Raw genomic sequence first — 20,876 nt, 5'->3', positions numbered from 1 at the left:
AGCGGCCCCACCGATCAGGCGGGGCCGTTTTGAAACCTGAACAGAGCTAACAATCAGCCATCGGAGGTTTCCAGCACAGCAAAACAGGCTGGTGATCTCCCCACAGGAAAACCTCATGTCGATTTTCGAAACAGGCCTGGCGCCCTCGGCAGTCAACCATATCGCCCTTTCTCCGCTGAGCTTCATCGAGCGCACGGCCTCGGTCTACGGTGAGTATCCTGCCGTGATTCACGGCGCCATCCGGCGCAACTGGCAAGAGACCTATGGGCGCTGCCGGCGCCTGGCCAGCGCACTGAGCCAGCAAGGCATCGGCAAGGGCGACACCGTGGCGGTAATGCTGCCGAATATCCCGGCGATGCTTGAAGTTCACTTTGGCGTGCCAATGATCGGCGCAGTGCTCAATACCCTGAACGTACGCCTGGATGCGCAAGCCATTGCCTTCATGCTTGAGCATGGTGAAGCCAAAGTGTTGATCACTGATCGTGAGTTCCACGCGGTCATTCGTGAGGCCTTGAGCCTGCTCTCCGATCCGCCACTGGTGGTCGATGTGGACGACCCGGAATACGGCGAAGGCAGCGCGGTGAGTGCGCTGGACTATGAAGCCTTCCTCGCTGAAGGTGACCCGCAGTTCGCCTGGCAATGGCCTGAAGATGAATGGCAAGCCATCTCGCTCAACTACACCTCTGGCACCACGGGCAATCCCAAGGGTGTCATTTACCACCACCGCGGGGCCTATCTCAATTCACTGGGCAATCAGATGACCTGGGCCATGGGGCACCACCCGGTGTATCTGTGGACCTTGCCGATGTTCCATTGCAACGGCTGGTGCTATCCGTGGACGGTGACGGCGCTGGCCGGGACTCACGTGTTTCTGCGCCGAGTCGACCCGTACAAAATTCTCGCGTTGATTCACGAGCACCGTGTCAGTCACCTGTGTGGCGCGCCGATTGTTCTCAATGGGCTGGTCAACTTGCCCGACTCGGCCAAAGTCACTTTCGATCATCCGGTCGACGCCATGCTCGCAGGCGCCGCGCCACCGGCCAAGGTCATCGGCGCGGTGGAGGAGATGGGCATCAAGGTGACTCACGTTTATGGGCTGACCGAGGTCTACGGCCCGGTGACCGTTTGCGCGTGGCATGACGAGTGGGATGAGCAGCCGCTGAATGAGCGTGCACGGATCAAGTCGCGCCAAGGCGTGCGTTATCCGACCCTGGAAGGGCTGATGGTTGCCGATCCGCAAACCCTTGAACCGGTGCCCCTGGACGGCATCAGCGTTGGCGAAATCTTCATGCGCGGCAACACGGTGATGAAGGGGTATTTGAAGAACCCCAAAGCCACCAGTGAAGCGTTCAAAGGTGGCTGGTTCCACACCGGCGACCTGGCGGTTCGTCACCCTGATGGCTATGTCGAAATCAAGGATCGCCTCAAGGACATCATCATCTCGGGCGGCGAGAACATTTCCACCATCGAAGTCGAAGACGTTCTCTACCGCCACCCGGCAGTGCTGGAGGCCGCCGTGGTTGCCCGTCCGGACGAGAAGTGGGGCGAAACCCCTTGCGCCTTCGTCAAGCTCAAAGAGGATTATCAGGATACGCTGGAAGCCGACATCATCCTGTTCTGTCGTGAACATCTGGCGGGTTTCAAATTGCCGAAAACCGTGGTGTTCAGCGAACTGCCGAAGACCTCGACCGGCAAGATCCAGAAGTATTTGCTGCGCGATTGGGCCAAGGCACTCTGAAACGAGTGCCTTGATCAGCTGCCATTTCACGTATCACGTCTGGCGACTGAAGCGTCGCCGGACGCCCTACAACCGTTGACGGTTTCGTTGCTGTTTCACCTTGTACATCTCGTGGTCCGCCAGTTTCGTGGCCTCGTCCACAGTCATGCTGCCGGGAGTGACTGCCACGACCCCGACACTCGCGCCGGAGTATTCAATAGCATCCAGGCCGTGGCCGAGTTCATATCGGCCTATTGTCGCTTTGGACAGGCGATCCTGAAGCAGCTCGGCGGCATGTCGCCGATCTGTTTCCGGGTCCGAGTGTTGGGAAGGGGTGCCCAGGGCGATCACGATGAACTCATCGCCGCCCGTACGCCCGATGATGTCGCTGGTCCTGAGACCATGCTGCAACTGGGCGGCCACACCGCGCAGTAGCTGGTCGCCTGCCTGGTGGCCGCGGGTATCGTTGATGAGTTTGAAGCCATCCAGATCGATGACACCGATCAGAATGTATTTGTGCTCCCGCTGAGCCAGGGCGAACAGCCGCGCGGCATCGTTGAGAATGGCACGCCGGTTGGACAGGCCGGTGAGTGGGTCCGTCAGGGCCAGGCTGGTCAACTCGGCGTTGGCGGTCTGCAGTTGCTCAACCAGCCGCTCACGTTCAAGGGAATATCCCAGCAATCCCGACAGAAGCATCAGCAGGGGTTCCACGTCAGGCGCGCGGGCCACTTGATCCGAGCTGGCGGCACACACCGTCCCCAGCACTTGCCCATCCTGGGCTTTGATCGGCGCGCTCACGTAAGTCCTGATGCCCAAGGCTGCGGCAGCCTCCGAATCACCCCAACACTCGGCAACGTTATCCGAGTACATGCGGTTCTCATCCAGCGCGCGCTTGCACAGCGTATCTGCCCAAGGCACGACCAGCCCTTCAGGAATCACCATGTCACCGACGTTGCGTGCGAACTCGATGCGCTGGACCCCCTCGTCGGTATCAATGGTGGTCAGGTAGGTCGACTCCATTCCGGTGACCTGGCTGAGCAGGGTCAGCAACGGACGCGTCAGCTGTTCCAGGGTCTTGGCTTTTGGGATGGTATCGGAGAGAAGAGAAAGAATCTGATCCATTAGAGCGTGCCGATTGCTAAGGGGTACTTCAATTATCGACCAATCGGCGAGACTGAACATGGTCGGACTTCACAAACCTGAAAGAGACTGCCAGCGAGACGGGTCGGGTATTTTCTTGGGCACGCGCACGGGGCGCAACGCGCGTCGAACCTAAAACGTTCAGCTTCTATATGTCACCCAGCGCTTCGAGCTCGACGGTGAACTGATCAAACAGCGGGGCGATCGAGAGCATCTGTCATTCTCCCGCCTCCGTGGGCGACACATTGCGTGTCGTGCGGGCCAGCAAACGTATCCCCAGCTTTTCTTCAAGTGCGCGGATCGTTGACTTTGGTATTGGTCATTGCTGAGTTTTTCTCAATACTTCATAAAGATTATGGCTACTAATCAAGTCGTCACGAATCAGTCAAGCTCTGTCCCAGAAAGACAAGTCATTCGCCAGAGTGATGAAGCCTCGTTCCGCTTGATGAGAGATTTTTGATGACGGCTCAAGTTTTCGATACCCCGGCAAGTGATGCCCTTGGCATGCCGGGGACGCAGAAGCAGCCGGCGTACTGGAGTGGCATCTTTGCGATGACACTGTGCGTATTCGCGCTGATCGCTTCGGAGTTCATGCCGGTCAGTTTGCTTACGCCGATTGCGTTGGATCTGCAAATCAGTGAAGGGCTGGCCGGCTACGGGATCGCCATTTCCGGTGCCTTCGCGGTGCTGACAAGCCTGTCGATTTCCAGGCTTGCGGGCTCGATGGACCGCAAGACGCTGTTGCTTCTTTTGACCGCGATCATGTGCGTGTCGGGGCTGGTGATCGGTCTGGCGCCAAACTATCCGGTGTACATGATTGGCCGTGCGCTGATCGGCGTGGTGATCGGTGGGTTCTGGTCGATGTCGGCGGCCATGGCCATGCGCCTGGTGCCTTCCCGCAGCGTGCCCAAGGCTCTGGCCATCTTCAACAGCGGCAATGCTTTGGCAACCGTTGTGGCCGCGCCACTGGGAAGCTATCTGGGGAGTGTCATCGGTTGGCGCGGTGCTTTTTTCTGCCTGATTCCGGTAGCGATCATCGCGTTGATCTGGCAATGGATCAGCCTGCCAAGCATGAAAGCGGCACCGCGCAAAGAAGGCACTGGCAATGTCTTTCGATTGTTCAAGAGCCCATTGATCCGTTTTGGCCTGTTGAGTGTGGGCACTTTCTTCATGGGGCAGTTTGTATTGTTCACCTACCTGCGCCCGTTCCTGGAGACTGTCACGGGTGTCGATGTCTCCCGGTTGTCGCTGATCCTGCTGGTCATCGGCGTGGCGGGTTTTGTCGGAACCCTCCTGATCGGCACTTTCCTGAAAGTCGGCATGTACCGGGTCCTGGTTGGCATTCCACTGTTGATGGCCGCCATTGCACTTTCCTTGATCGTTCTTGGCGGCGGCGTGGTGGCAGCGTTTGTATTGCTGGGGCTGTGGGGCCTGATCGCGACGGCGGCACCCGTGGGCTGGTGGTCGTGGTTGGCCAAAGCGTTACCCAAGGATGCCGAAGCCGGAGGTGGCCTGATGGTGGCAGTCATTCAGCTATCCATTGCACTGGGCTCGACCCTTGGCGGGGTGCTGTTCGACGCGAGCGGCTACCGCATGACCTTTCTCGCAAGCGCTGTCTTGCTGATGCTCGCTGCAGCCTTGACCTTTTTCACATCGCGAAACCGGGTTCAATAGAAGGCATACATCTTGCTTTGCTAACAATCAAAACATTGATAGCTAGCAAAATAGGGCCTTTCAACCATGATCGCTAACTCCCGTCGCGCTGTGATCTGTACGCCTCATGCCGAAGCCAGTGCCGCAGGCCTGCGCATTCTTGATGCAGGCGGGACGGCCATCGACGCCATGCTGGCGGCCAGTGCCATGCTTGCAGCGGTTTTCCCGCACATGACCGGTCTGGGCGGGGATGCCCTATGGATGATCCACGACAGCAAGGTGCGCACCATCGTGGGGATCGGCCAGGCCGGGCAACGTTTGCCTGAAGGCGCAGCCATCAGCGTGCGCGGTCCGGCTTCGGTGGCCAGCACGGCGGGCGCGATGGCGAGTTGGCAGACCGCTGCGAACATCAGTCGCCAAGAGTGGGGCTCCCGGCTGGGCTGGGCTGATCTGTTGGCAGACGCCGCGAGCATGGCCGATGCCGGTACCGTGGTTTCGCAATCGCAGCTGTTCTGGCAAACCCTGCGTCAGCCTCTGATCGAGCAATTGCCGGACCTGCACCGCTTGTGCAAGACCGACGGGCGCTGGCTTCGCGAGGGCGATACCCTGCGCCAGCCCGAGCTGGCCAACACCCTTCGGCACTTGGCGAAACACGGCGTCGAGGATTTCTATCACGGCGAACTGGCCGAGGCTTTCGGGGCTGCGTTTGATCGCCTCGGTTGCGGCTTGACGGCGGCCGATCTGGCCGCGACCCGCGCCCCCGAAGTCGCTCCGATTTCGGTACGTTATCGCGATGGCCGACTCTACAACGTCGCGCCGCCATGCCAGGGCGTGTACACGTTGCAGGCCATGGCTGCACTGCAACACAAGCCGCTTGCGCAAGTCGGCAACGGCAGCGCGCTTTACTATCACTATCTGGTCGAAGCCATTAAACAGGGCCTGCTGCGGCGCAATGCACAGTTGTGCGATCCGCTGAGCAAGCCTTGGGATTTTGCGGCCAGTCTCGATGATGTGCAGGTTCAAGCCTATGCCGATGCCATCGACGATCAGCGCGCGGCACCGTGGAACGAGCCGGGGCGGCCCGCCGATACCGTCTGGATGGCCGCGACCGATGCCCAGGGCCGTACGGCCTGCCTGATCCAGAGCCTGTTTCATGACTTCGGCTCGGGCTGCATTCTCGGCGACACCGGCGTGTTGTGGCAGAACCGCGCTGCCGGGTTCAACGCGAACCCCGGGCACGTCAACGGCTGGGCACCCGGCAAGCGTCCGGCGCACACGCTCAACCCGTCCTGCTATCTGGCTGACGATGGCCGACGCTGGTTCTTCGGCACGCAGGGCGGTGATGGTCAACCGCAGACGCAGATGGTCCTGGCGACTCAACTGATCGACTATCAGCAGCCCATTGATCAGGCTCTGTATGCCCCGCGCTTTCTATTGGGCCGCAGCTTTTTCGACAGCACCGACAACCTCAAGCTGGAAGGCGACATGCGTGCCGAGACGATTGAAGGCCTTGCGATGCTCGGGCATGAGGTGGAAATCATCCCCGTGCGCAGCCCCATGACGGGCCACGCCGGAATCATCGCCATTGATGCCGATGATCGGCGCAGCGCCATGCATGATCCACGGGGCGAGGGCACCGGCCTTGGTCAGGCGGATTGATCGTTGAACCGAGCATTTGCCGGGGTCGGGCCTGCTGGCGGATAATGCCGCCGATTGCCCGCCATCCGCAGTCTTGTGTGTTGGCATGAGGCTTTCTGGACAGCAGAGGAAAGGATGGGCTTGAGCACTGTCACCGCCAAACAGCTTGAGGTGCAACGTATCGTCGATGCGCTGTTCAAGGCTATCGCCCAGCATCGCCTGCCGCCCGGCACTCGATTGATCGAAGCGCATATCGTCGAAACCCTGCAGGCCAACCGCAATCATGTGCAGGTGGCGTTGCAGCGTCTGGCGATGCAAAAAGTGGTGACCATCGAAGCCAATCGCGGCGCCATGGTTGCCCAGCCGACGGCAAGGGAAGCGCGAGATATTTTCAGCGCGCGTCGCGCCATTGAACGGGCGATTGTCGAGGCCATCACGCCGGCAGCGATGCGTAAGCATCGCCAGCGTGTCGCCAGCCATATGAAGAGCGAACGCAAAGCCACCAACGACACCGATCGACGGGCCATCGTCCGCGAGCTGAGCGAGTTCCACCTGATGCTCGGTGAAATCAGTGGCAATGCCGTGCTGAGCGACATCCTCGCCAACCTGATGGTGCGCAGTTCATTGATCGTTGCGCTGTATCAGCGCAACGACGTGCCATCCTGTGCGTCGGATGAACATCAGGAGATCATTACTGCGCTGGAAAATGGCGATAACGAAAAAGCCGTGGCGGTCATGCTCGAACATCTGGATGAACTGGAAGATCAGTTGGCCCTGGAAGAAAGTGCGCCTGAAGAGTTCAACCTCAAACAGGCGTTGATGGATTAATCACGCGGCTTCATCAATGTTCCAGCTGGCCGGCTAAAGGTCTGCCGCCCACCCTTGAAGCCCATCAGCGGTGCGCTTATTTCGGCGATGACCGCCGCGGGTGAGGGCGCATCGAACACAATGAAATCGGCGCGGCAGCCTGGCTGAAGGCCGTAATCCGGCAACCTCAGCAGTCGTGCCGACTCGCTCGATACCCAGGCCAGGCATTGCAGCAGTTCCGCCACCGTGCCCATCTGGCTGACGTTGGCGAACAGGTTGGCCTGACGGACCAACGAAGCATCGCCATAGGGTGTAAACGGGTTGCCGATGTTGTTGGTCGACACCGAACAGGTCACGCCGCAAGCATGCAGGTGCGCCAGCGGCGCCAGTCCTCTGGGCTTGTTGTGAAACGCCTCGCGGCCCATCAGGAACAGGTCGGTGCTGGGCAGGCAGGTCACCTGTACGCCCACTTTGGCAAGATGCCGGCCAAGCACCGTCAGCGGTTCCCTGGGCAAGGTCGACAGCTTGGTCACATGCCCGATGGTCACGCGTCCACCCCAGCCATGCAGCTGCGTACAGCGAGCCACTTCCATGACGGTCATGCCTTCGGGGTTCAGGTCGAAGTCCAGGTGCAGGTCCAGGTCGCAGTCGTACCGCACCGCCAACTCGAACAGGCGCTGGATCTGTCCCTGCGGGTCACTGTCCATGTAGGGGCAGCCGCCGAGTACGGTTGCGCCGCTTTCCAGTGCCTGGCACAGCAGCGCTTCAGTCCCCGTATTGTTCAGCAGGCCCTCCTGGGGGAATACGCAGATTTCCAGGCTGACGGCCCAGGCGTAATCAGCTTGCAGGCGGCGAATGGCATTAAATCCGGTCAGGCCAATCTGCGGGTCCAGCTCAACGTGGGTACGCATGTGCGTCGTGCCTTGAACGATCGCCTTGTCCAGCACCTGAGCGCCGCGCCGATAAACATCGTCTTCGGTGAACTCGGCTTTCGCTGCCCGGGTCTGGGCCACGGCTTCGGCCAGCGTGCCTTCATGCAGATGGCAGCGTTGCATGATGCAAGCCTTGTCCAGGTGAATGTGGGTTTCGATCAGCCCCGGCAGCACAAGCTGGCCGTGCAGGTCGAGGGTTTCCCAATGGCTTGTGTACGAACTGAAGGATGCGACGAAATGGCCGTTCTCGACATAAAGCTCGGTACAGCGGTTACCATCGCCCAGCCGTGCATTGATGATTTTCAAGGCGCTCATGCGACGACTCCTTCACCCAGGTACGCGGCCGCCAGTTCTTTATCGTCGCGCAACTCTGCGGAGCCGGCGGCTTTGACAATGATCCCGGTTTCCAGCACATAAGCGCGATCCGCCACTTGCAGCGCGAGGTTGGCCATTTGATCCACCAGCAGGATGGTCACGCCTTCGTCGCGCAGCGCGGCCAGTGCGTCGTACAGCTCGCCGATCATCGCAGGCGACAAGCCCAGTGACGGTTCATCGAGCAGGAGGATTTTTGGCTTGGCCATCAGGCCGCGACCCACGGCGACCATTTGTTGTTCGCCACCGGAAAGCAGTCCGGCCGGGTTGTCGATACGGTCGCGAAGGCGCGGAAAGCGCTTGAGGATCGCCTCGATTTCAGCATCGGCATCGAAGGCCTCGCGACGCGAGTAAGCGCCTAGCAACAGGTTGTCGCGCACACTCAGATAAGGGAATACCTGACGGCCTTCCGGCACCAGCGCCAGGCCTTTCGCCGCGATCGTGCTGGCGTTGGCCTGTTCGATGCTTTCGTCGTCCAGCAGGATACTGCCGCTGCTGGCGCGATGCAGGCCTGCCAGGCATTGCAGGATGCTCGATTTACCCGCGCCGTTGGCGCCGAGAATCGCCACCAGCTCGCCGGGATTGACCAGCAGATTGACCTTGTCGACCACCGGCGACGCGCCGTAGTCGATGACCAGATCCTTGACGTACAGCCGCGCATCGCGGCTGCCATTCCAGGCCTGTTCGCGAGGCGTGGCCTGATAATCGGTGCCGCCCAGATACGCGGCGATCACTTTTTGATTGCGACGGACTTCAGCCGGAGGACCTGACGCGATCGGCTTGCCGGCGTCGAGCACCAGCAGGTGTTCGGACACCGACATGACCAGCGCCATGTCGTGCTCGACCAGAATCACCGTGAGGCCAAAGTCCGCCAGTTTGCGCAGCAGCACGGCCAGCTCATCCGTGTCGCGACGACTGAGGCCGGCGGCCGGTTCATCCAGCAACAGCACCGCTGGCGCGGTGGCCAGTGCCCGTGCGATTTCCACCAGGCGGCGATCGACATGGGGCAAGTCCTCAGCGGCAATGTTCACTTCGCCGCGGTAGCCCACCAGTGCCAGCAGATCCAGCGCCAGGCTTCGCTGTTCGGCAGTGGCCAGGCTGAACGGCAGACCCAGTCGACCCTTCTGCATCGCTACCAGCAGGTTGTCCAGCACCGACATTTCGCCGAACAGCAGGGTGGTCTGATACGTGCGGGCGATGCCGGCCCGGGCACTTTTCCAGGCGGGCAGGCCGGCCAGTGGCTGTTGCAGTTCGATCTGGCCGCTGTCCGGCACATAAAACCCGCTGATCATATTCAGCACGGTGGTTTTACCCGCACCGTTAGGGCCGATGATGCTGGTAATGCTGCCGGCAGGTGCATGCAGGCTGACGTGTTGCGCCGCCTGCACGCCGCCGAAGCGGATGCCGATGTCAGTGACACGCAAGCCTAAAGACGGACCACGGCTGCGCAAATGTGCGGCGATGCGTTCCTGATTGATGCGCGTGGGTGGCAACAAGCGGACCGGTTTTATCCAGCGTCGGGCGAGGGCGCCCAGCAGACCGTTGGGCGCGATCCAGAGCACCAACAGCAGGAGCACGGAGAAGATCAGCAAGCGATATTCGGCGAAATCCGCCAGCAATTCCGGCACCAAAACAATCAGCAGTGCGCCAATGAGCGGCCCGAACAACATGCCGCTGCCACCGACGATCACGGCCAGAACAAACAAAATGGACTGGGAGAACGGGAAGGATTCAGGGTTGATGAACATCAGCAGGGGCGCGAGCAAACCGCCGGCCAGCCCGGTCAATGCCGCCGACAAGGCAAACGCCAGCGTTTTGCTGATGACCGGATTGAAACCCAGCGAACGGGCGGCAATTTCCGAGGCTTTCACCGCGCGCATGGCCTTGCCCCAGCTGCTGTGGCTCAGGCGTTGATAAAACAGCAAGGCGCCAATCATCAGTGCGGCGGCCAGCAGGGCGAGGAAAATCGCCGGGTCAAGGCCGGCAAACTCCGGCATCGGGATACCCATCAGGCCGTTGGAACCGCCCGTGACGTCGCGCCATTCGATCAGGCTGTGATGCACGACAAAGGCGAAGGCGATGGTGATCATCGCCAGATACGGGCCGCTGACTCGAAGTGCGGGGATCGCCAACAGCGCGCCAATCAACCCGGCGGCCGTACCGGCGATTGGCAGGGCCAGCCACAACGGCCAGCCCGCCATGGTCAGCAGCGCCGATACATAGGCGCCGATCGCGTAGAAGGCGATATGACCGAAGGACATCTGCCCACTCAGGCCAATCAGGATATTGAGGCTCACACCGACCACCGTCGCCAAAGCGCAGAGGGTGAACACCAGCAGTGAGTAGCTATCCAGGGTGAAAGCCGCGACGCCGCAGACGATAGCGAGCAGGGTGATGAAGGCCGGAGCGGCCAGGGAATTGATGTTTTTCATACTTTCACCAATGCCTGGCTGCCGAACAGACCGTTAGGACGAATCGCCAGCGCGAGAATCACCAGCGCAAACGTGAAGATCTGGGTGAATGCGGAGCCGAAGTACAACGTAATCAGCGCTTCAGTCAGACCGAACAGCAGCCCGGCCGTGAATACGCCGCCGGCGCTGGTGATGCCGCCGAGAATGGCCACCGCAAACGCTTTCAGGCCGAACAACATGCCCATTTCCGCATTGACGCTGAACAGCGGCGCAATCAACAAACCGGCCACGGCAGCGAATACCGTGGAGACAGCAAAGGCGATGGCGACCACACGATTGACGTTGATCCCCATCAACATTGCCGCACGAGGGTTCTGCACGCAGGCTTCCAGCACCTTGCCCAGGCGTGTGTAACGCCGCACCCCATACAGCACCAGAGCAATGGCCGCGCCTGCCAGCGGAATCAGCAATTGCAGTGCGCCAACGTGACTGCCGAACAATTCGACATTCAGGCTGAGCAGGCTGCTTTCAAACTGGCGAGGTTCCTTGCCGAAGGTAAACAGCGCCAGGTTATCCACCAGAATACCGCCCGCCACCGTTGCCATCAGCCAGGCCTGTGAGCCGCGACTGTGGAAGGGCCGCACCAGCCAGCGTTCGATCACCAGGCCATACAACGCACAGAGGATCAGCGTCAGTGGCAGGGCCAGCCACAGCGACCACCCCCACGTGATGCAAAAGGTGTAGCCGAGCACGGCGCCGACCATCATGGCGCTGCCTTGGGCAAAGTTGACGGTGCGCGAGACGACGTAGGTCAGGTGAAACCCCAATGCCAGCAACGCGTACATGCTGCCGAGCCCTAGGCCGGTGACGATGGCTGCGGTGAACATGGCTTACTCCTTAGGCTTGAGCGGCACGATTTGGTCGTTGACGAAGTGCGTGAACAGATAGTCGTCCGGCCCCAGGGCGTCATGCTTTGAAGCGGTAAACGGCTGCTTGTAGTGCTTGATCAAGCCGTCGTATTCGTTGATGGCGTAAAACCCGTCACGCACTGCCTTGCCGTCGGTGCTGCCCGCTTTCTCGATGGCCAAAGTGGCGAGGTGCAGTGCGTCGTAAGCATTGGCAATGCCCACTGCCGGCGTCACGTCAGCCAGCGACTTGATTTGCGGGTAAGCCGTTTTCAGCGCGGCCAACAACGCATCGCCCTTGGCACTGTTGTGCTCAGTGAACACGTAGGTCTGAATGAAATGCACGCGCGATGCGTTGGGACCCGCCAGCTCGCCAAAGCGACCACCGGCCGGACCCCAGTGAGAGACCACCGGCACGTCCCAGCCCATGCGGTCCAATGACTTGACGACCTGTGCCGAAGGGCCGACGTTACCAACCATCAGCAGGGTGTCCGCGCCGGCGTTTTTCAACCGGGTCAGTTGCGGCACTACATCGAGATCGCTGTCTTGAATACGCTCGACACCGGCGTTGGCCATGCCACGTTTTTCCAGCGCGCGCTTGAAGCCAGCCTCATTGGACTCGCCCCACGGATTGTTGATGAGGATCATCCCCGGCTTCTTCATGCCGTGGTCTACGCCGTACTTCACCAGTGCTTCATCGACCAGTTCATCGACAGCGGACACCCGGAACACGTAATTGTCGGCTGCGCCGTTTTCGGTGATTTTCGTACCTGCAGCCCAGATGCCCATGAACGGCACTTTCATCTGATTGGCCAGCGGCACAATGGCTAGCGAAACCGGTGTATCCAGACCTCCAAACAGCACGGCGACTTTTTCACGCTGGACCAGCTCGCGGGCAGCAAGTATGCCCTTGGACGGGTTACTTTCGTCGTCACGACGCACCAGCTCCAGCTGACGCCCAAGCACGCCGCCACCGGCGTTGACCTCATTGATGGCCATGGTCAAACCCCGGGTAAGGGCTTCACCGGATTTGGCCGACTGCCCGGAAAGGGCGGCGACCAGACCGACTTTGATCGGCGGCTCGGCCGCTTGCGCGCCACCGAACATGGCCATGTTGAGCGTGACTGCCGCAGCCACGGGAAACAGCAGACGTTGCAAGTTTGGAAGCCGGATGGCCATAGATGATTCTCCTGATTGCTAGCAGTTACACAATCATTGCTAGCAAGGAGGGTGCCAGTCGTCACAACGCTTCAAACAGCAGGTTTTGCGGGATCTTGTTACCTTTTACGCTCCAAATGAAGGCGGCTCGCACCATGTGGAGGCGTTTGGTTCGGCGGGATATCCTCTGGATCAGCGGTCTTTCGACCTTGGAAATCAATGATGATGAAGCGATTGTTAGCAATTTTACTGAGGCATCAATGGCTCCAGATTCAGTACAGCCCCCGCCGAATCTTTTGGCACACGAGCAGCGACGTTCTGTCGTTTGCAGGTTTGAGCTACCGGCTTCGTTTCTGCTCGAACGTGCAGCAGTGGCGGGTTACAGCCGGGCGACTTTTTGCGGTTCGCCGCCACCCCAGTAAAGCCAGGTCCAACTGTCGCCGTTGCGCTGGAAGACCCCTGTCGCGACGTACTGGACGACCGTTGGCTCAGCGTTTTCAATCGTGTGGCCGTCGATGCGGATCTGCGCCCAGGCAATGTCACCGCGCATCCAGGACACCACCAGTCGGGGTTCCCATCGGATGTTCAGGGTGGTCACCCACGTCACGCCATTTTGTACCGCCTCGGTTCCCATGAAGAACTCGTCGAGGCCGGAACCGGCAATCGCGACGTCCGGGTCAGCGAAGTACTGGGCTACGTCCGAGCCGGGCGTGGAAAAGCCCTGCAGGACTTTCGTGATAAAGGCATTGAGGGATTCCCGGGTCTCCGTGTCGGAAATCATGGAGGGCGACTGATACCCAGCGAGACTGTCGATCATAAGTACTCCTGTTGGTTTGCATGGTTGGGCTTTTCTGCGGGTGACGCGCAGGTGTGTCGGTGCGACAGGATGTGCCATACGCGTCGTATGTCAGGCATGCTATTTAACATTCGCTTCGTATGTCAAGTGGCGTACATTCCGTATGTCTTTTCGAAAGGCGGAGGAGGGATATTGAGGGGAGGGGCAAATGCGTCGATTGGGCAGCATCCCCGTCATGGTGACAGGAGATCGGCGTCAAGCACGTCGGCTTGAACCTCAAATAAGGCCGCCGCCCAGCGCACGAAGTCGTTCAGGAGCTGGGCGAGTACGTGATTCCCCATTTTGCTGCCAACTGTCGAGAAACATGACGCTGAAAAGGGGCGAACTATTTTGTTTTTTTCAGCGCTTTCAAGCGCACCGATGCCCTTTGCACAGCGGCCATTTTTTCCGGCCGCTTCATGCGTTTCCACTTCCTGATGTCTTCCTTGCTGCGCCCGCAACTCACACACAGATCACCACTCAGTTGGCAAACAGAAATGCAGGGGTTTTCGATTTCTTTAGCCATCGTCAGACACCTTTGGCCGCGAGGCGCTTTTGCCAATTGCCACCGTGCGTGCTTTGGCACTCTTGCTCAGAGTCGAAGCGCACAGTGAGGTCTGAAGGCACCAGATCGATGTTGGCCTCATTCAATGCAATGGCCGTCAGCTCAAAGATGCGCGCCCTCGCGTCGACTTGGGCAAGCTTTCGGTCAGCCAGGGTTTCGAACACCCAGATTACCTTCAGGGTTTGAGCCAGCGCATTCAGGTCAGCGGTGTGGGTGAGCCAGGTAAAGCCTTTGATTTCACCTTTCGCGATTTCGCACGCTTCGGTGAGCGTGGTAATCAACCGGCGTTCGATCCGTGCCAATTCACGTTTGCCTGGGGGCATTGCGGGTTCCTTTGGAGACAAAGTAGGGAAGGCCAGTCGAAACTCAAGCGCCATTGGTTACGGCAAACACAATGGCCTTGGGCATTTCGAGGCTTGCCGACGATGATACCCCGCGCTGCGAATATTACGATCGATCGTCTGAGCATCGGTTGTTACGGTAATGGCAGGTTGTGCTGGGGAGGTGTGTCGAGTTTTTTGAAGTATTGCACCGCAAAATCGACGAAGGTCTTTACCCGTAATGGCAACTTTTTGCCGCCCTCGGTGAGAAGGTGAAACCCGGTGCTCGGGCATTGAAAGTCTTCGAGTAGCGGAATCAGCCGTTTAGCCTGTATGTCGTCCGCCACCTCCCAATGTGATTTCCAGATAATCCCCAAGCCTTGCACCCCCCATTGACGCAAGGTGTAACCGTCATTGGCCAGTCGATTGCCCTTGACCTGAATTGTGGTTGCCACACCCTTGCTCATGAATTTCCAGCGGTCCAGGGTGAAATCTGCACGCGTGTGCACCAGGCAGTTGTGCTGCAGCAGGTCTTCCGGCTTCAGCGGTGCACCGTGCTGCTCAAGATACTCGGGAGAGCAGCAAACTATTTGTCGGTCAACGCCCAGGGAGCGGGCGATAAGGGAACTGTCCGGAAGGTCGCCAAAGCGGATCGCGATGTCCGAGCCAGACTCAACAAAATCGAGTACGCGGTCGGTGAAAAACAGGCGGATACGGATCTGCGGATTTTCGCTGATGAAGCTATCGACCAGTTGGCTGATCCACTGTCGCCCCAGATCGATGGGGCACGTCAGACCGATCGTGCCGAGCAGATCGCTGTGGCCGTTTTTTATGATGCTGTCGAGTGCGTCGACCTCTTCGAGGATCTTCTGGGCGTTTTCAAAAAGCAACTGCCCTTCGGCGGTGGGGCTCAAGCTTCGAGTGTTGCGCTTGAGCAGCCGCAGACCATAGAACTCCTCCATCGCCTTGAGGCGCCCGCTCATGGCAGCGGGCGACAGACCCATTTGGCGGCCCGCCGTTGAAAGCGATCCTGTCTGAACGACAAGACGAAACAGGCGCATGTCTTGTAATCGATCGACCATGATGGTTTGCCTCATTTAAGTTGCTTTTTATTATTCACAAAGTATCAGCCAATTATTCAGCAAAAACCATCTAATCAAAACCGTTTGCAAAGTGTGAAATAGAAGTGAAACCGCTTTGGAATCGGTGTTTCGGCGCCTCTGTGAAGGTAATTCAAATGTGTTTGTTGTTGAGTTCATCTTTCAGAGAAGGTGAAAAGTGAATTTTCTAAAATCGAATAGAAAAGTTGGGGTGAATGTTAATAATGAAATCCAGTGCCTGTGAGTCACAATAAAAAGAGGGTTTATGTTATGTGCGTTCAATATCAAGAGGCCGCCTCTTCGATAGACGTGGTCGGCCAGTTCAAATCGGCAATGGGCCGCTTTGCCTCTTCTTTAACCCTGATCACCACACTTGATGACGAGGGGCAGCCCCACGGTCTGGCAGCGACTGCTTTTTCCTCGGTGTCGATGGAGCCCGCCTCGGCGCTGATCTGTGTTAACCGAACAGCCAGCGCCTCGCCGATCATCAAGCGTTCAGGGCTTTTCTGCGTGAACATGCTGCAGAGCCAACATGAACCCATCTGCAAGATTTTCAGTCAGCCCGATCTGCGCGAACGGCGCTTTGTCGATGGTGACTGGCGCATCGGTGTTCACGGTATTCGTTACCTGGCCGACGCTCAGGCGGCGATCTTTTGCGAAGTTGTGCAAGAGATTGAACACGGTACACACACGGTGATTATCGGCAACGTGATCGATGTCATTACACGACCATTGGTTGAGCCACTTCTCTATATGGGAGGACGTTATCGGGAGTTGGGTTGTTAAGCCGTAGTCATCGCGTAGTGCTCGATCTTATAACAATTACATAAGAAGTGGATGTGGGTATGAACAATCAGTTGTTGGCAAAAGCAAGATTGCCCGGGTCGATTCCAAAGTGGATCGGCCTGGACACCAGCGTGGCAGGCCCGATGGTCGGGTTGTTGTTGTTATGTGCAGTATTAACCGTGTTTACCGATAGCTTCCTGACCCTGAGTAACCTGCTCAATGTGCTGGATCAGGTGACGGTGCTCGGCATCATGGCGCTGGGCATGACACTGGTGATTCTGATCGGTGGCATCGACCTCTCCGTGGGGGCTGTGCTGGCAGTAGCGATCATGGTCATGAGCTGGCTCGAACAGGTACTCGGCTTGCCGATGTGGACGGCCATGCTTGGAGCATTGGCCGTCGGCGCAGCGTGTGGTTCGACCACGGCATTGCTGGTTGTCAGGGCAGGCCTTCCATCGTTCATCGCAACACTGGCAATGATGTCCATCGCCCGCGGCCTGGCCTATATGGTCACCGACGGAGCGCAGGTCAGTGGCTTCCCGGAATGGTTCAGCAACCTCTCGGTCATTCGCTACGGCGGCGTGCTGTCGCTGACTGTCAGCTGCTTCGTCGTGCTGGCGCTGGTGTTTTGGTTCGTACTCAAATTCACCGTTCCCGGCCGCAGCCTGTATGCGATTGGTGGCAGCAGCAAAGTGGCCAAGCTCGCGGGTATCCGGGTCAAGGGTTACACCAGTGCGGTGTACATCATCTCGGGCATCTGCGCGGCGCTGGGCGGCATCATCATGACTTCCCGTCTGGACACCGCCGGCGCCGGTGCGGGTGTCGGCTATGAGCTGGACGTGATCGCCGCCGTGGTCATTGGTGGAGGCAGCCTCAAGGGCGGTGCGGGAAGTGTGGTTGGCACCATCATCGGCGTGTTGATCATCGGTGTCTTGCGAAACGGCCTGAACCTGGCGGGCATTTCACCCTTCGTCCAGCAAGTGGTTATAGGCGCGGTGATCGCCTTCGCGGTAATGCTCGATCTGCTCAAGCGCAAGGCTGATTGAATTCGAATGGCTGCCGAAACTCACCATCGCTCCTATGCACAATAAGAAGGATAACAACATGAGCCTGTCCACGTTTTCGCTACGTTTTTTTGGGTTGCCGCTGTTGGGTTGCTTGATGTCGGCCGGTGCTTTTGCCCAAGGCAAACCTGCGGATGAGATGACCGTAGGGATGTCGATCCCCAGCTTGCAATGGGTGTTCTACCTGATGGTTCGTGATGGCGTCATGGAGCAGGCCAAGAGCCTCGGTATCAAGAATGTGCTGGTGGCCGATGCCCAGGCCGACCCGGCGCGCCAGGTCAGTCAGATTCAGGACATGTTGAGTAAAGGCATCGATGTGTTGTTGTACACCGCCACTGGCAGCGCCGCTTCGGCCGTGCCGGTGCGCTTGGCACGGCAGCAAGGTGTGCCGGTGATCTGCATTGACAACTTCCCGAAAAACGTCGAATGCGATGCCTATGTCTCCACCGACAATCTGGCGGCGGCGGGGGAACTCGCCCGGCAAATGATCAAGTTGACCGGTGGCAAGGCAGAGATCGGCTTGCTCCAGGGCACCCTCGGCGATTCCACGGAAGTGGCTCGTGCCAAAGGCCTGGATGCAGTGCTGTCCGAGGCGCCGGACATGAAGATCGTCGACCGCAAACCGACTGACTGGCTGCAAGACAACGGTTTCAAGGTCGCGCAGGACATGCTGCAAAAAAATCCGCAGATCAACGTGTTCATCGGCCGATCCGATGCGCCGGCACTCGGTGCGGCCCAGGCGGTAAAGGTAGCGAACACCGATCACAAGGTTTGGGTGTTCGGTTATGACGGTTTGCCCTCCGCCCTTGAAGCGATCCGCGACGGCAAACTGGACATGACCATTACTCAGCAAGCGGTGGAAATGGGGCGTACGGCATTGCGCACCGCAGTCGATCTGCAGCAAGGAAGGCAAGTCACCAAGACTCAGCTGTTGCCGGCCTTCGTCACGACTCGGGAAAACGCTGCCGCGTTCCTTGAGAAGCATCCGTGAGAACGGTAGACGGAGGGCACATCATGAAGGCGAACAGTCGTCCCCAGGAGCCGCTGTTCCGGGCGAGCAACATCGGCAAGTCATTCAATTCGGTCAGGGTGCTGGAAGATATCAGCCTGGATATCGGCTATGGAGAAGTGGTGGCGTTGCTGGGGGAAAACGGCGCGGGTAAATCGACTTTTTCCTCCATCGTTGCCGGCGCACTGACACCGTCCAAAGGCACGATGTTTCTGGCCGGTGAGCCGTATGCACCGACTGGACCGGGGGCGGCCATGGCGCTGGGGATCAACATGATCCATCAGGAAATTCACCTGCTGGCGGATTTGAGTGTGGCGGAGAACGTTTTCCTCGGTCACCTGCCGACCCGTGACGGCATCATCGATCGCAAGAAGATGTTCCGTGAAACAGAGAAACAGCTACGGCGACTGGGGCTGGACATCTCACCGGATACCCCGGTGCGGCAACTGAAAATCGCCGCCCAGCAGTTGGTGGAAATAGCCCGGGCGCTGACGCTCAATTCGCGCCTGTTGATTCTCGACGAGCCGACCGCGGCCCTCGGCAAGGACGAAACCGACCTGTTGTTCAAACAGATAGAGGAACTGAAAAAGGAGGGCGTGTCCTTCATCTACATCAGTCATCGCATGGACGAGATCGCGCGGATCGCCGACAAGGTCGTGGTCATGCGCGATGGCCATCTGATCGCGCGTCACGACAGCGGAAAAGCCGAGGTCAGCGTTCTGGTATCGCAGATGGTGGGGCGCCCGATCGACCGTCTGTTTCCGGAGTTGCCGGCACCTGGGGAGGCCGTGGTTTTGAGCGTCGAGCAACTGTCGGACAAGGCAGGGCGCTTTCACGATGTGTCATTTGCCGTGAAGGCCGGGGAGATTTTCGGCATTGCCGGCATCGTCGGCGCGGGTCGTACGGAGCTGGTTCAGGCGATTGCCGGATTGAGTGCGTTGAGCCAGGGCAGGGTGATGCTCGGGGACCGATCACTGCCAGCCAATAACGTACTGGCGGCAATCAATGCGGGTGTCGTGCTGATTCCCGAGGACCGCAAATCGGAAGGCGTGGTGCTGAGCCAGACGATTGCCGAGAACCTGGCCTACTGCAACCTGGATAGCCTGAGCTCGTGCGGTGTGATGGCCAACCACCGGGTTGCGGCGTTTGCGCGCGAGCGCATTGCAACGTTGGGCATCAAGGGCGTGGCAGGGCAGATGCTCGACAAACTGTCCGGTGGCAACCAACAGAAAGTGGTGATCGCCAAATGGATCGCGCGCAACCCGAAGGTCATCATTCTCGACGAGCCGACCCGAGGTATCGACATGGGCGCACGCGCGGCGATTTACGAGTTGATCATCAATCTGGCTAAAACCGGGGTGTCGGTGATCGTAGTCAGTTCCGACCTTGAGGAAGTCATTGGCCTTTCTCATCGCGTGATGGTGATGGCGCGGGGCTGCTCCCAAGGCATCTTGCATCGGCCACAGATCGCCCCCGACAGCATCATGACCCTGGCAACCGCTTGATGACGGGCGCTAATCGAGGAGGCTCAAACATGTCGAATCCCTACCAGGCCCTGCCGTATCGACCCTTTGCGGAACTGCTGGATTTGTCCGGAAAAACCGCAGTCGTCACCGGTGGCAGCAGCGGCATTGGCCTTGCCATCAGTCGGCGCCTGGCCGAAGCCGGGGCCAATGTACTGATCGGCAGCCTGGCGCCGGAGCGCAGCGATGAATTGATCGAAGCCGGTTACGCCGTGGCCTTTGAAGCCACCGATGTCAGCCAGCCGGGTGACATTGAGCGGCTGGCGAATGCCGCGATCGAGCGTTTCGGTGGCCTGGACATCTGGGTCAACAACGCTGGCGTCTATCCGCTCAAGGCGATTGATGAGATCGAGGCGAATTTTTGGGATGCGCTCCATGCGATCAATGTGCGCGCAGTGTTCCTGGGGGCTCAGGCGGCACAGCGGCACATGCGCCGGCTGAACAGCGCCGGGGCGATCGTCAATCTGTCATCGATTTGCGGTCATCGGCCCATGGCCAATCATTGCACCTACGACGCCTCGAAGGGCGCGGTATTGGCGATGACCCGAAGCCTGGCAAAGGATTTGAGCAGCTTCAATATTCGGGTGAATTCGATCTCACCCGGCTTGACCGCGACGCCGGGCAACCTGGCGCCGGAACTGCTTGAGCAACACCGGCAGAACAACGTGCTGGGCAACATCGCCCTGGGCCGGGCAGCGGAGCCCTGGGAGATCGCCAATGCGGTGTTGTTCCTGGTTTCGCCGCTCTCGTCCTATGTGACCGGCGTCGATCTGCTGGTGGACGGCGGTTGGTTGCTGCACGGAAGTTGAAGCGTAAATAAAACGTTTGAGGGTTTGTTGTTCGCGCGGATGTAACGCGTCACTGGCCCCGGATATTTAAACCATTCCTTGATCGTTGCGACTTGCAGCGCCGGCACTGGCACGCCTGCGAAACGAGCGCTC

19 protein-coding genes and 1 pseudogene are annotated in these 20,876 nt (G+C 59.1%); 9 read left to right on the top strand and 11 right to left on the bottom strand.

Annotated features, from left to right (window positions below; genetic code table 11):
* Window positions 1-115: 115 nt before the first annotated feature.
* Complete coding sequence (locus KVG88_RS17895) at window positions 116-1,738, top strand: acyl-CoA synthetase (protein ID WP_217872195.1); 1,623 nt, start codon at window positions 116-118, stop codon at window positions 1,736-1,738.
* A 66-nt stretch (window positions 1,739-1,804) separates the two neighbouring features.
* On the opposite strand, the gene KVG88_RS17890 is transcribed toward KVG88_RS17895, so the two are convergent.
* The gene (locus KVG88_RS17890; RefSeq protein ID WP_217872194.1) at window positions 1,805-2,839 is read right to left on the bottom strand and encodes a sensor domain-containing diguanylate cyclase; all 1,035 of its coding nucleotides are present in this window, start codon (window positions 2,837-2,839) and stop codon (window positions 1,805-1,807) included.
* Between the two features lie 238 nt (window positions 2,840-3,077).
* Window positions 3,078-3,161 (bottom strand): annotated as a pseudogene (locus KVG88_RS31365) (LysR family transcriptional regulator); the annotation flags it as partial.
* Between the two features lie 155 nt (window positions 3,162-3,316).
* Between KVG88_RS31365 and KVG88_RS17880 the strand changes: the two are divergent.
* From KVG88_RS17880 to KVG88_RS17870, 3 genes are all read left to right on the top strand, one after another.
* Window positions 3,317-4,531 (top strand): MFS transporter, encoded by a 1,215-nt coding sequence (locus KVG88_RS17880; RefSeq protein WP_217872193.1) that lies wholly within the window; start codon window positions 3,317-3,319, stop codon window positions 4,529-4,531.
* 66 nt (window positions 4,532-4,597) lie between these two features.
* Window positions 4,598-6,169 carry a gamma-glutamyltransferase family protein gene (locus KVG88_RS17875; RefSeq protein WP_217872192.1) on the top strand — a complete coding sequence of 524 codons (1,572 nt, stop codon included), beginning with the start codon at window positions 4,598-4,600 and terminating at the stop codon, window positions 6,167-6,169.
* 114 nt (window positions 6,170-6,283) lie between these two features.
* The gene (locus KVG88_RS17870; RefSeq protein ID WP_150700756.1) at window positions 6,284-6,976 is read left to right on the top strand and encodes a GntR family transcriptional regulator; all 693 of its coding nucleotides are present in this window, start codon (window positions 6,284-6,286) and stop codon (window positions 6,974-6,976) included.
* Here KVG88_RS17870 and KVG88_RS17865 read toward each other — a convergent pair.
* The 9 genes from KVG88_RS17865 to KVG88_RS17825 all read right to left on the bottom strand — a co-directional run bounded on the left by KVG88_RS17865 (window position 6,973) and on the right by KVG88_RS17825 (window position 15,550).
* Complete coding sequence (locus tag KVG88_RS17865) at window positions 6,973-8,202, bottom strand: amidohydrolase family protein (RefSeq protein WP_217872191.1); 1,230 nt, start codon at window positions 8,200-8,202, stop codon at window positions 6,973-6,975. The genes KVG88_RS17870 and KVG88_RS17865 overlap by 4 nt on opposite strands.
* Complete coding sequence (locus KVG88_RS17860; RefSeq protein WP_217872190.1) at window positions 8,199-10,691, bottom strand: branched-chain amino acid ABC transporter ATP-binding protein/permease; 2,493 nt, start codon at window positions 10,689-10,691, stop codon at window positions 8,199-8,201. The genes KVG88_RS17865 and KVG88_RS17860 overlap by 4 nt, the downstream gene beginning before the upstream one ends.
* Window positions 10,688-11,557, bottom strand: coding sequence for a branched-chain amino acid ABC transporter permease (locus KVG88_RS17855; RefSeq protein WP_217872188.1), 870 nt, complete (start codon window positions 11,555-11,557; stop codon window positions 10,688-10,690). Before KVG88_RS17855 ends, KVG88_RS17860 begins: the two co-directional genes overlap by 4 nt.
* Window positions 11,558-11,560: 3 nt before the next feature.
* Complete coding sequence (locus tag KVG88_RS17850; RefSeq protein WP_217872187.1) at window positions 11,561-12,754, bottom strand: ABC transporter substrate-binding protein; 1,194 nt, start codon at window positions 12,752-12,754, stop codon at window positions 11,561-11,563.
* A gap of 358 nt (window positions 12,755-13,112) precedes the next feature.
* The gene (locus tag KVG88_RS17845) at window positions 13,113-13,550 is read right to left on the bottom strand and encodes a nuclear transport factor 2 family protein (RefSeq protein ID WP_217872186.1); all 438 of its coding nucleotides are present in this window, start codon (window positions 13,548-13,550) and stop codon (window positions 13,113-13,115) included.
* 212 nt (window positions 13,551-13,762) lie between these two features.
* A complete protein-coding gene (locus KVG88_RS31360) occupies window positions 13,763-13,999 on the bottom strand; it encodes a hypothetical protein (RefSeq protein WP_217872505.1) in 237 nt (78 codons plus the stop codon).
* Complete coding sequence (locus KVG88_RS17835; RefSeq protein ID WP_217872185.1) at window positions 13,915-14,094, bottom strand: DUF1289 domain-containing protein; 180 nt, start codon at window positions 14,092-14,094, stop codon at window positions 13,915-13,917. The genes KVG88_RS31360 and KVG88_RS17835 overlap by 85 nt, the downstream gene beginning before the upstream one ends.
* A gap of 2 nt (window positions 14,095-14,096) precedes the next feature.
* Entirely contained in the window at window positions 14,097-14,456 is a 360-nt protein-coding gene (locus KVG88_RS17830; protein ID WP_217872181.1) for a hypothetical protein, read from the bottom strand.
* A 152-nt stretch (window positions 14,457-14,608) separates the two neighbouring features.
* The gene (locus tag KVG88_RS17825; protein ID WP_225934058.1) at window positions 14,609-15,550 is read right to left on the bottom strand and encodes a LysR family transcriptional regulator; all 942 of its coding nucleotides are present in this window, start codon (window positions 15,548-15,550) and stop codon (window positions 14,609-14,611) included.
* A 273-nt stretch (window positions 15,551-15,823) separates the two neighbouring features.
* Between KVG88_RS17825 and KVG88_RS17820 the strand changes: the two genes are divergently transcribed.
* The 5 genes from KVG88_RS17820 to KVG88_RS17800 are packed head-to-tail and all read left to right on the top strand — an operon-like array spanning window position 15,824 to window position 20,744.
* Window positions 15,824-16,339 (top strand): flavin reductase family protein, encoded by a 516-nt coding sequence (locus KVG88_RS17820; protein ID WP_217872180.1) that lies wholly within the window; start codon window positions 15,824-15,826, stop codon window positions 16,337-16,339.
* Between the two features lie 59 nt (window positions 16,340-16,398).
* Window positions 16,399-17,385 carry an ABC transporter permease gene (locus KVG88_RS17815; RefSeq protein WP_217872179.1) on the top strand — a complete coding sequence of 329 codons (987 nt, stop codon included), beginning with the start codon at window positions 16,399-16,401 and terminating at the stop codon, window positions 17,383-17,385.
* A 58-nt stretch (window positions 17,386-17,443) separates the two neighbouring features.
* Entirely contained in the window at window positions 17,444-18,394 is a 951-nt protein-coding gene (locus KVG88_RS17810; protein ID WP_217872177.1) for a sugar ABC transporter substrate-binding protein, read from the top strand.
* A gap of 23 nt (window positions 18,395-18,417) precedes the next feature.
* Window positions 18,418-19,917, top strand: a complete 1,500-nt coding sequence (locus KVG88_RS17805) for a sugar ABC transporter ATP-binding protein (RefSeq protein ID WP_217872176.1) — start codon at window positions 18,418-18,420, stop codon at window positions 19,915-19,917.
* A 29-nt stretch (window positions 19,918-19,946) separates the two neighbouring features.
* Window positions 19,947-20,744 carry an SDR family NAD(P)-dependent oxidoreductase gene (locus tag KVG88_RS17800; RefSeq protein WP_217872175.1) on the top strand — a complete coding sequence of 266 codons (798 nt, stop codon included), beginning with the start codon at window positions 19,947-19,949 and terminating at the stop codon, window positions 20,742-20,744.
* Window positions 20,745-20,876 lie beyond the last annotated feature (132 nt).

The sequence above is a fragment of the Pseudomonas azerbaijanoccidentalis genome (assembly GCF_019145495.1).
Lineage (GTDB): Bacteria > Pseudomonadota > Gammaproteobacteria > Pseudomonadales > Pseudomonadaceae > Aquipseudomonas > Aquipseudomonas azerbaijanoccidentalis.
Note: the sequence above shows the minus strand (reverse complement) of the source record. Positions and strands in the feature narration are given on the sequence as shown.